Origin of the sequence: Rhizobium sp. CSW-27, assembly GCF_018760785.1 — a bacterium.
Classification (GTDB): Bacteria; Pseudomonadota; Alphaproteobacteria; order Rhizobiales; family Rhizobiaceae; genus Neorhizobium.
On the sequence record NZ_JAHHZO010000026.1, the window covers coordinates 18,289 to 27,804 of the forward strand.

At 65.4% G+C, this 9,516-nt stretch carries 8 protein-coding genes; 4 read left to right on the forward strand and 4 right to left on the reverse strand.

Features of this window, described 5'->3' with window-relative positions; genetic code table 11:
• The first annotated feature begins 762 nt into the window (after window positions 1-762).
• Window positions 763-2,685, forward strand: coding sequence for a hypothetical protein (locus KLP42_RS25475; RefSeq protein ID WP_215570883.1), 1,923 nt, complete (start codon window positions 763-765; stop codon window positions 2,683-2,685).
• Between the two features lie 34 nt (window positions 2,686-2,719).
• On the opposite strand, the gene KLP42_RS25480 is transcribed toward KLP42_RS25475, so the two are convergent.
• The 4 genes from KLP42_RS25480 to KLP42_RS25495 all read right to left on the reverse strand — a co-directional run bounded on the left by KLP42_RS25480 (window position 2,720) and on the right by KLP42_RS25495 (window position 5,699).
• Window positions 2,720-3,505: an SDR family oxidoreductase gene (locus KLP42_RS25480; protein ID WP_215570885.1), complete on the reverse strand. Its 786-nt coding sequence runs from the start codon at window positions 3,503-3,505 to the stop codon at window positions 2,720-2,722.
• Window positions 3,506-3,629: 124 nt separating this feature from the next.
• Complete coding sequence (locus tag KLP42_RS25485) at window positions 3,630-4,157, reverse strand: RES family NAD+ phosphorylase (RefSeq protein ID WP_502941351.1); 528 nt, start codon at window positions 4,155-4,157, stop codon at window positions 3,630-3,632.
• Window positions 4,123-4,482 (reverse strand): DUF2384 domain-containing protein, encoded by a 360-nt coding sequence (locus KLP42_RS25490; protein ID WP_215570898.1) that lies wholly within the window; start codon window positions 4,480-4,482, stop codon window positions 4,123-4,125. The genes KLP42_RS25485 and KLP42_RS25490 overlap by 35 nt, the downstream gene beginning before the upstream one ends.
• Window positions 4,483-4,637: 155 nt before the next feature.
• Window positions 4,638-5,699 carry an acyltransferase family protein gene (locus tag KLP42_RS25495; RefSeq protein ID WP_215570887.1) on the reverse strand — a complete coding sequence of 354 codons (1,062 nt, stop codon included), beginning with the start codon at window positions 5,697-5,699 and terminating at the stop codon, window positions 4,638-4,640.
• Between the two features lie 326 nt (window positions 5,700-6,025).
• Between KLP42_RS25495 and KLP42_RS25500 the strand changes: the two genes are divergently transcribed.
• From KLP42_RS25500 to KLP42_RS25510, 3 genes are all read left to right on the forward strand, one after another.
• On the forward strand, window positions 6,026-6,208 hold the full coding sequence (locus KLP42_RS25500; protein ID WP_215570889.1) for a hypothetical protein: 183 nt from the start codon (window positions 6,026-6,028) through the stop codon (window positions 6,206-6,208).
• A gap of 247 nt (window positions 6,209-6,455) precedes the next feature.
• Window positions 6,456-7,502, forward strand: coding sequence for an SDR family oxidoreductase (locus KLP42_RS25505; RefSeq protein WP_215570890.1), 1,047 nt, complete (start codon window positions 6,456-6,458; stop codon window positions 7,500-7,502).
• A 156-nt stretch (window positions 7,503-7,658) separates the two neighbouring features.
• Window positions 7,659-9,218, forward strand: coding sequence for a T6SS phospholipase effector Tle1-like catalytic domain-containing protein (locus tag KLP42_RS25510; RefSeq protein WP_215570892.1), 1,560 nt, complete (start codon window positions 7,659-7,661; stop codon window positions 9,216-9,218).
• The last annotated feature ends 298 nt before the right edge of the window (window positions 9,219-9,516 follow it).

Here is a 9,516-nt window from a genome sequence, read left to right on the forward strand (position 1 = left end):
GTCAGCGCCACCAAAATCTCTCGTGAAGCGGCAAAGCTGCCGCTTCCGGTCGCTTATTGCTCCATGCCAACGTCTTGTGTCGAGCGGTCAGCCTTACTCCGTGGGTTGCTCATGCCAGGCGACAGCCCATCGCGACAGATCAACAGGTGGAAGATATCGCCGGACAGTACCATTTGTTTTACGGTTGACCGGAGAGACATCCGCGTTCCCGACGTTCAGACTCGGTGGCGAGCGCCCGCATCCGTTATCACCCATCGTCCCACCGCATCGCACCCCGCCCAGGACCGTCTGCATGATGGGCGAACTCCAATGGCAGCAGTTTCTTTACCGGCAGGGGCGGGTTCGCCCCGGCTTGGTCTGGTCGTGCCGACCTCTCATTCGTCAGATTGTGAGACAGTCACTAGATCGATTGAACCGAAGCGAGGCATGCTGTATCAGACTGCACTCCCCCTCTCGGGACGCAGCAACCGCAACGGTTCAAGCCACCCGTCCCGACGGCGGGTGGACACGGCATCTGGACCTGCGACACGGCGGGAAACCCGGTGCGGTTTGGACTTGATCAAAACGCTTGGTTGTACTAGCTGCAAGGCTGGATTTCATCTGGAATAATGCATGAGACGGCCCCCAATAATGCAGAAGAAACACCTTGAAATATCCGATATTCTGTATGTCTCTCTCGCAGTATCTGTCATAATTTATTACTTCATCCTCAGAATTCCTCTCGTCTATTACGAGCAGTCGCTGAACTCCCTTGACGGAGCGATGCAGGGATACTTCGCCGTCGAGAATTTCTGGCGCATGCGCGCCCTCGGAACGGATTTCCAGTCCTATCTCGGCATCACGATCATCCTGTTCCTCATTCCGCTTTATGCCTTGTTCGGGGCGACGTTGTTCGCCTCGGTTCTCAGCGCACATTTTGCCGTCATCATCGGTGCCATCGCGCTATGGTATGCGATTTTCCGGATGATGCGCTGGCTGCGAACACCGACCCTCATCGTGGCGATCGCCATCGCCCTGCCCCTCATGGACTTCCTCAGCCCGGTTCTCACGCAGCCCGGCCACTCGCTGCGTCCGCTTCGCTGGGCTCTTCCCTACCTGCTTTTCCCGCTGGTTCTGCACTGTTTCGCAAAGGCCCTGCGCTCCGGGCCGTTTCCCGTCTGCTTCCAGCTCGGTCTTTTCGCCGGTGCGGGCATCCTGTGGTCGAACGACGCGGGATTGCCGCTGTTGCCGGCGCTGCTTGCGTCGCTGCTCCTGCTGTTTCCGCTCAATCCGCGGGCTCTTCTGAAGGCTCTTGCCGGTGTGGTGTCGGGAGCGGCATTGTCGGCCGCGGCGCTGCTGCTGCTGGTCACCCATGGCGCGCCCTGGGGCTGGATCACCTACAATTTTTCGGCGGTGGCAACGGATCAGATCTGGTATTTCGGCTCCTGGGGGCGCGATACGCGCATCCTTGCCCCGTCGGACCTCGTCTACATGCTGGACAGAATGCCGAACAACTGCAGGATTGCCCTGCTGCTGATGGTTGCCAGCCTGCCATCTGCCGTGCTGAACCGCCTGCGCGGCAAGGGTGCTCCGGTGATGACCTCCGCCTATGTGTTCCTGGCGCTCGCTGCGCTCGGGACAGCGCTTTTGCCGCAGATTGGCGGCCATATCGAGACCGGATACAATGACGGCCTCCTGCTCATCGGCTTCGCCTCGCCCTTCATCGTCTTTCGCGCCCGTGTCGTGAGGCTTGCCGTCGGCATCCGACGCAAGGTGGGGCTGCCAACCCTGGCGCGTGCCTCCGCCATCACGATGCTCGTCTGCATGACGGTGATTTCCTATCGCACCTGGAAGGCGATAGAACCGCTCGATAACAAGGTGTTCCAGCCGGAGCTCGGGCTCCACGTGCCCAGGGACTTCGCCCGGGATGCAGCCGCCATCCGTTCACTGGCCGACCAATGGCGGGCCGCCGGCCTGCGCAACGACCGCTTCATGCTCTCGGTCTACACATCGGCGCTCGATATCGTCTCGCAAAGCCAGTCGCCAACGCCCTTCGGCTCGATCATCCACGCGCTGGGCGAAGAGGGCCGGCGACAGTTCAATGGCATGGTCGCGCAACGCCAGGTGGGCTACGTCACCACCATCTATCCAGGCTACAGCCCGTGGTCGCAATGGCTCTACCGGGCGAACTGGTCTTTCTTCCGGGCGCTGAACCACAATTACGAGCCTGTGGCCCGCAATGGGCAGCACGTGCTGTGGCGTCTGCGGGCAAGCCCCCTGCCAGCACCTGCCGAGGCCTCGGCGCAGTGCAGCGTAATGCAGCATGGCGACAGCACGGACCTCTTTGTAACGGCCACGGGTCAGGGCGGCATGGTCAGCCTGTCGATCGAACTCGATCCACAGATGGCGCGCCAGAAACGCAACATCCTGACCGCCACCGAAATTTCTCCGCTCTTCGAGGACAGGGACTTCGAGGGATGGGGCGAGGATTCGCTCTACGGCCTGCCGCCGACACAGTCTTTCGAGACGGTCGTTCCGGCAAAGCCCGGTCACCTCTCGCGCATCCGGCTGGCTACGCTGGAGCCAGCCGCGGTTCCGGTCCGCGCCTGTAGAGCCGAACTGGTCGCATGGCCGGATCTGGAAAACCTGCCGGGTTTTGAGGATTTCGTGCGCAAGCAAGCTGGCGTGCCGCCGCGCTCTTCCTGATCCGCCAGCACGGGCGCGGATAACGTCTCCACAGCTACCGCAACAGCCCCTGCCCGCCATCGACGAATACCGCCGTACCGGTGACGTGGCGGGCGCGGGCGAGGAAGAGGATCACCTCGGCCACCTCGGCGCTGCTGCCGGGGGCGCCGCCGGTCAGGGGAATGTCACCCTCTGGAAACTCCGCGGGAATCGCGGTCCTGTCGACCGCGCGGCGATCGGTGTTGTCGTCGATCTGCGTGTCGATCTTGCCGGGGCAGACGGCATTGACGCGGATCCGGTGCGGACCGAGTTCCAGCGCCAGTTGCTTCGTCATCGCCACCTGCGCCGCCTTGGTGGCGGAATAGGCGGTGGCACCCGGCGAGGTGAAGGTGCGGTTGCCGTTGATCGAGGAGACGATCACCACCGCGCCGCCCCGGCGCTTCAGATGCGGCACGGCATGATGAAGGGTGAGATAGGTGCCGCGCAGATTGACCGCGATGGTGCGGTCGAACGCCTCCGGCGCCAGTTCCTCGATCGGCGCCCACACGCCGTTGATGCCGGCATTGGCAACCACCACGTCGAGCCCGCCGAAGGCCTCCGACAGCGAAGCGGTGGCAGCCCGCATGGCATCGTCATCCGAAACATCGGCAACCAGCGGCAGCGCCCGGCCGCCATCGGCGTTGATCTCCGCCGCCGCACTGTCGATTTCCGCGCGCGTGTGGCTGAGAAGCCCGACGGCAGCGCCGGCCCCTGCAAGAGCAATCGCCGTCGCCCGCCCGATGCCCGAGCCGGCGCCCGTCACCAGCGCAACCTTGCCCTGAAATTCCCCCTGACGTTCCATGGCGTTTCATCTCCCTGCTCTCAAAAAGGACGGGAGACGAACGGGACCGCACCGGCATTTGTTCCGCCAGCGCGCGTTCCGGTCACGGGGACAATTCGCGGGGCACGGGAGGAGACGGGCAGGATCAGCGCCAGGAGGCCGCATCCTTCGGCAGTCGGCCCTCGGGATCGGTGGCCGACAACACCGGCCCGCCCGGCACATTCCACCGCCACAACGCCACGCAGCGCCCGCCCGGCGACATGACGGAGGGATAGACGACGCCGTGGAAGCCGACGGCCATCAGCCGGGCCTGCGCCGCATGGGTCTGCGGCATCAGCCCTTCGTCCAGTTCCGCCCGCCATTCGCAGGCATGGATGGCCGCCGGAATGCCGAGTGCGGCACAATGCGTGGCATCCGTCAGGTCGGCAAGCCGGGCTGCGGCCAGATGCAGCTGCACGATCAGCGCCGGATGCTGCACGAAGCCCTGATTGTATTCGGCCCAGGCGGTGGAAAGCTCGCAGGCGGCATAGAGCGTCGGCAGGCCGACAGGGTTCCAGCGGCCGCCAAAGCGGGCAGCCCCCTCGCCGGACAATGGCTGATGGGCAAAGCGGGGCACATAGGCCCGCCACAGGATCATGTCAGGCATAGACGCCGGACCGGACCGCTTCGAGATAATCGAGAACCCTGTCTGCCTTTCCGTCGCATACCAGATCATAGGCCGTCAGGCCGGCCCAGCCCGGAATCGGCTGATGCTTGAACCAGATCGCCGCCCGCTGCTCGTCGCCGGCCATCTCGCTCACCATGGCGAGAATCCGCACCACCGGGCTCAGTGCCTGGTCCACCTTTCGGGCGCTGGCCTTTGCCGTCAGCGTGTTGCGCGCCACGCCGATCATCCGCGCCAGTTCGCTCTGCGTCAGGCCGAGCAGATCCGAGACGCGGCGCGGCGACAGGAACGGCGACTGTGGCTCCGCAAAGGACAGGGCATGGCTTTCCAGCATGGCGGCAGACAAAGGGACAACTCCTGCGCACGAATTGAAAGATTGAATATCAAGATAAGCTCAGTCTTCGCACATTTCAAGCATGGCAAGCTTGCGCCGGTCTTTCGCCGCCGCAAACGCAGGAACCGGTGCCAGGGTCCGTCCGGCTCTGCGAATCAGGCATCGCCTCGCCTGCGGCGCGAGACCGAGTCGCCGAGGGCACTCAACATGCGCACCAGAGCGACAGTCAGCGGGCGCTCGACATGGCGATAGAGCCCCATGGACAGGACAGAGCAGGCAATCAGGTTGAAGACAATGAAGAGAATGCCCACCAGCCGCGTGGATGGCAGATGCAGCACCTCGAAGGCCAGTTGCCCCGCGAGATAGACGACATAGAGATGCACGAGATAGAGACTGTAGGAGGCATCGCCCAGCATCACCGGCAGCCGCCACGCGACGCGCCGGGCCAACGGCTCGCACAGAAGCGTTCCGAGAACAAAGAGCGCGGAGACCACGATCCACGACGGCGCCCCGTGGTTCAGTTCGTGATTGCCGGAAAGGCCGGCCATGCCCGCGACCGCTGCGGCAAGAAGCAGCAGACCGGCCACGGGCGAGTGCCGCGACCCGAGGCGATCGAGCAGCATCCAGATGACGCCGCCGAGAACGAAGGAAATCACCGTCGGTTCGCCCGGATAGAAATCCGTAAGCTCCAATCGGTCACGAAGGATGACGAACAGCAGAAGAACGGTGGAAATGCCAAGCAGCCGCCCGGCCTGGCTGCGAATCGCCAGCAGCGAAAGGCTCGCCAGGGCATAGAACACCATTTCGAAGCACAGGGTCCAGCCGACGGCGACGATCGGCAGCCGGTCGAAGAACAGCAGGCTCGCCACCAGACGCTCACCCGGGTCCGACTGTGCGAGATTGGAAAACAGATCGGCCCCCGTCAGCCACCAGGCCGCCAGCACCGCCAGCGTCACAAGCCAGTATATCGGAACGATGCGCCCCACGCGCCGCACCGCGAACTGCCAGGCCGACGCGGCCCCCGCCGGCTTGCCATCCATCACGCTGAACATGATGTAGCCGCTGATCGTGAAGAAGATATCGACGCCTATGCCGCCGATCCAGCCGTCGTAGAGGTTCACGTTCGCCAGCTTCAGAACGTTGTCGGCATGGGCGAACAGCACAAGGAAAGCCGCAAAAGCGCGCAGCCACTGGAGTCCTGTCAGCTTTTCCGTCACGTCATTTCACTCGTCACTCGACACCACATCTGCGGAAGGGAAAACGGCCTGCGGCCCCGACGGGCCCGGAGGCTCCGGTGCAGGGCGCTCAAGCACCCGCCGCACAACCGTTAAATGATCGCCTCCCGGACCGCAACATCGGCGCGCGGGAAGACTCCGGTTCGGGCGTCCGAGCATCTGCGCCAGCATAGTCGAGACCGGCCGGCCGCTCCACGCTCGATCCTGTCCCCGAAGCTCCCGGAGGTGGCGGAACAATCGCCGCCTGCTCCCGTTCGGAGGGCAGAGGCCCCGATTGACCCACGCGCAGATGCGCCGAGGAGGACAGGATGGAAGCGAAGAACCCGCGCCTGAACGAGGAACCGGCCGAAGGCAGCCGCGAGACGGTGGAGCGCCAGCTGCGGCGGCAGGACGAGAAGGCAGCCGAGGCGGCGCGCCGGCCGGACGGCGAGACAGAGGCGGCAGACCGTGACGACCCGCCGGCGCCTGGCGCTGCTCCGGGAAAGCCATAGCCGCGGCCTTGCGCCCGGCCATACGGAAGACACCGAAACGCGGCGCAGGCGCGCGGCGGCGGCGGTGCGAAGGATCGGCCGGCAGTGGCGGGGAGCGGCATGCTGTGGATCGCGGCGGCGGGCCTGACGGCCTCTTGCCGCCCGCTTGCCCCCTCCCCCGTACAACGCCCCCACGTCCATTGCCCCCGGTACAACGCCCCCGTGCGTTGTTCGCATGCGCCGCCCCTTCAGACAGGGAGACAGGACCATGAACCATCAAAGCTCCGGCGGCGACCTCGGCAGGATTGCCGGCCGCGTGGTGGTCATCACCGGCGCCTCCAGCGGCATCGGCGAGGCGACCGCGCAGGCCTTTGCCAGGCGGGGTACCCGCCTGGTACTGGCGGCACGCGATGCGCAAGCGCTTGCCGGGGTGGCGGCGGCCTGCCGGCGGCTTGGCGCCGATGTGGAAACCGTTCCCACCGACGTGACGGACAGCCAGGCGGTGCGGCAACTCGCCTCGCGGGCGCTCGCCTTTGGCGGGCTCGACATCTGGGTGTCGAATGTCGGCGTGGGTGCGGTCGGCAGTTTCGTCGAAACGCCGATCAGCGCGCATGAACAGGTGATCCGCGCCAACCTGATCGGCCACATGAACGATGCGCATGCCGCCCTGCCGATCTTCATCCGCAAGGGGCGCGGCGTCTTCATCAACATGATCTCGCTGGGCGGCTTTGCGGCGGCCCCCTATGCGGCGGCCTACAGCGCCTCCAAATTCGGCCTGCGCGGCTTTGGCGAGGCGATCCGCGCCGAACTCGCCGACCGGCCGCATATCCATGTCTGCGACATCTATCCGGCCTTCGTCGATACGCCCGGCTTGCGCCACGGCGCCAATTATACGGGCGCCGCAATCACCGCGCCGCCGCCGGTGCTGGATGCGCGGCGCGTGGCCGAGGCCATCGTCGCCACGGCCGAACAGCCGCGCGACACGGTGATGGTCGGCTCCGTCACCCGGCTGGTGCGGCTGGCACATGCGCTGGCGCCGAACCTTTCCGGCCGGCTGATGGCCGTCCTGATGCGCCGGCATTTCCGGCGGGCGCAGCGCGTGGCGATCACCGACGGCAACCTGTTCTCGCCGCCGGAACCGGCCGGCGGCATCGATGGCGGTTTCCGCTCGCCCTCGCAGCGATCCCTCACCACGGTGCTGACGGCCGGCCTTGCGGCGGGGGTGTGCGCCGCGCTCGTGGCCGGCGCCGTCACGCGGCGGCCGCGACATGCGACGCCGGCATTGCGCGCCCGCCTCGACCGCCTCAGACAGTAACGCGAAGATTCTTCTGTCCTTTTCCGCGCACCATTCCTGTTACCCTCATGTGAAACGGAACAGATGCACGGAAACGTCGGCGTTGACGGTAGAATTATACTTGAAAGCTGCATGAGCGAGGCGCACACTCCCGGACGGGGAACGGGAGAGTGAGCCATGCATCTTCTGATTTTCAGTGACGGAACCTGGAACACGCCCGACCAGATGGATGGCGGTCTGCCGGCGCCGACCAATGTGGTGAAGCTGCGCAATGCGGTGGCGCCGCTCGCAAGGGATGGCAGCAGACAGCGCGTCTATTATCACACCGGCGTCGGCACGGAGGGCGGCTGGTGGAGCCGCATTGCCGGCGGCGGCCTGGGCCATGGGCTGGATCGCAACATCATGAGCGCCTATGCCTGGGCCTGCCGCACCTATCAGCCGGGGGCAAAAATCTGGCTGTTCGGCTTCAGCCGCGGCGCCTATACGGTGCGCAGCCTTGGCGGCATGATCGCCCGCTGCGGCCTGCTCGATCCGCAGGCGAGCGAGCTGACGAGCGAGAAGGCCTTCTGGGACGCGGTAGAGGACCTGTTCAACATCTACCGCCAGCCGGCGGACAAGGCGCCTCCCGTAGTGGCAAGCGACGAGTTGCACTTCCACGACAGAAGCCAGGGACAGGCGACGAAGGAAAGCATCCCGATCCATTTCATCGGCGTGTGGGATACGGTCGGCGCGCTCGGCGTGCCGGACGACATGGCGCTCCTCGACCTGCTGGACGATCCCCGCCGCCACGAATTCCACGACACGACGCTGAGCCCCATCGTGAAGAATGCCCGCCATGCGCTGGCGATCGACGAAAGACGGCAGAGTTTTACGCCGACCCTGTGGACGGGCGTCGAGGACAAGCCGGATGTGAAGCAGATCTGGTTTCCCGGCGTGCATGGCGATGTCGGCGGCGGCTATGGCCGCTCCGGCCTGTCCGACAATGCGCTGGCATGGATGATGGACGAGGCCGAGGACTGCGGCCTTGGCCTGCGCGCCGACGTGAAGGCGCAGCTTGCGCCGGATCCGCAGGGACAGCTGCACGATTCACTGACCGGCATCTTCGAATCGCTGAAAACCCGGCCGCGCCAGGTGCCGCGCATCGAGAAAGACGGCGCGCTGCTGCATTCCTCCGCCTGGGAGCGACAGGAGACGCCCTCCGTGCTGCAGGGCGACTACTGGAAGACGACGGTGCTGGGGCCGCAGGAGAGCGAGGAGGTGGACGTGTTTGCGAGGCCCCACTGGAACAGCACCGGCCTTTATCTCGAAGCGGGCACACCTTACGACCTCACGGCCACCGGCGAATGGCTGGACAGCAGCATTCGCAGCGACCCCGGCGGCACCAAGGACGGCAAATTCTATCCCGGCGAGATCGCCCAGGTGGCCTCCTCGGGGCTCGGGAAGCTGGAATCGCTCTACAAGCGGCTGACCGGCAACCGCCAGGCGGATTTCTGGCTGACGCGGCGCGAGGAAGACCTCGACTGGTTCGTGCTGGTCGGCCTGGTGGCCAACGGCGTGCATGTGCCGCCGAATGCGAAGAAGGTGCCGGACTTTCCCAGGCACGAAGTGTTTCGCATCGGCAAGGGCGCCCGCTTCACGCCCAGCCGCGGCGGCTATCTCTATGCCTTCGCCAACGATGCCTGGCAGCTTTACTTCAACAATGCCGGCAGCGTGCGGATGAGGGTGACGCGACCCTGACGATGGCGGACGGCAGACGGGGGCGCGGCAAGAGAAGCGCTGCGCCCCCCTGTTGGAGGCGGCAGGGGGATTGCGGCTTTCCCTTCGGTTGGGGCGGAAGGAGAAAGAGCAAGCGTGAGCGTAACACCGGCAGGATCGCAGCCTGACAGGTTGCCTGCGGCGTCAGGTTCAAGATGCCGTCTGGCCTGCTTGAACAGTACTGGGTCCGAGGTCGTCAGATGATAGCGAAGAAGGCGCGCCGAGTGGTCTGGGGCCGGAGGAGCACCCCGTCCCGCCCAGATGTTGAGAGCGAGCCTGT

Coding starts and splice junctions, on each gene's coding strand:
- KLP42_RS25475 (WP_215570883.1), top strand. CDS start 763: ATGCAGGGATACTTCGCCGTCGAGAATTTCTGGCGCATGCGCGCCCTC.
- KLP42_RS25480 (WP_215570885.1), bottom strand. CDS start 3,505: ATGGAACGTCAGGGGGAATTTCAGGGCAAGGTTGCGCTGGTGACGGGC.
- KLP42_RS25490 (WP_215570898.1), bottom strand. CDS start 4,482: ATGCTGGAAAGCCATGCCCTGTCCTTTGCGGAGCCACAGTCGCCGTTC.
- KLP42_RS25500 (WP_215570889.1), top strand. CDS start 6,026: ATGGAAGCGAAGAACCCGCGCCTGAACGAGGAACCGGCCGAAGGCAGC.
- KLP42_RS25505 (WP_215570890.1), top strand. CDS start 6,456: ATGAACCATCAAAGCTCCGGCGGCGACCTCGGCAGGATTGCCGGCCGC.
- KLP42_RS25510 (WP_215570892.1), top strand. CDS start 7,659: ATGCATCTTCTGATTTTCAGTGACGGAACCTGGAACACGCCCGACCAG.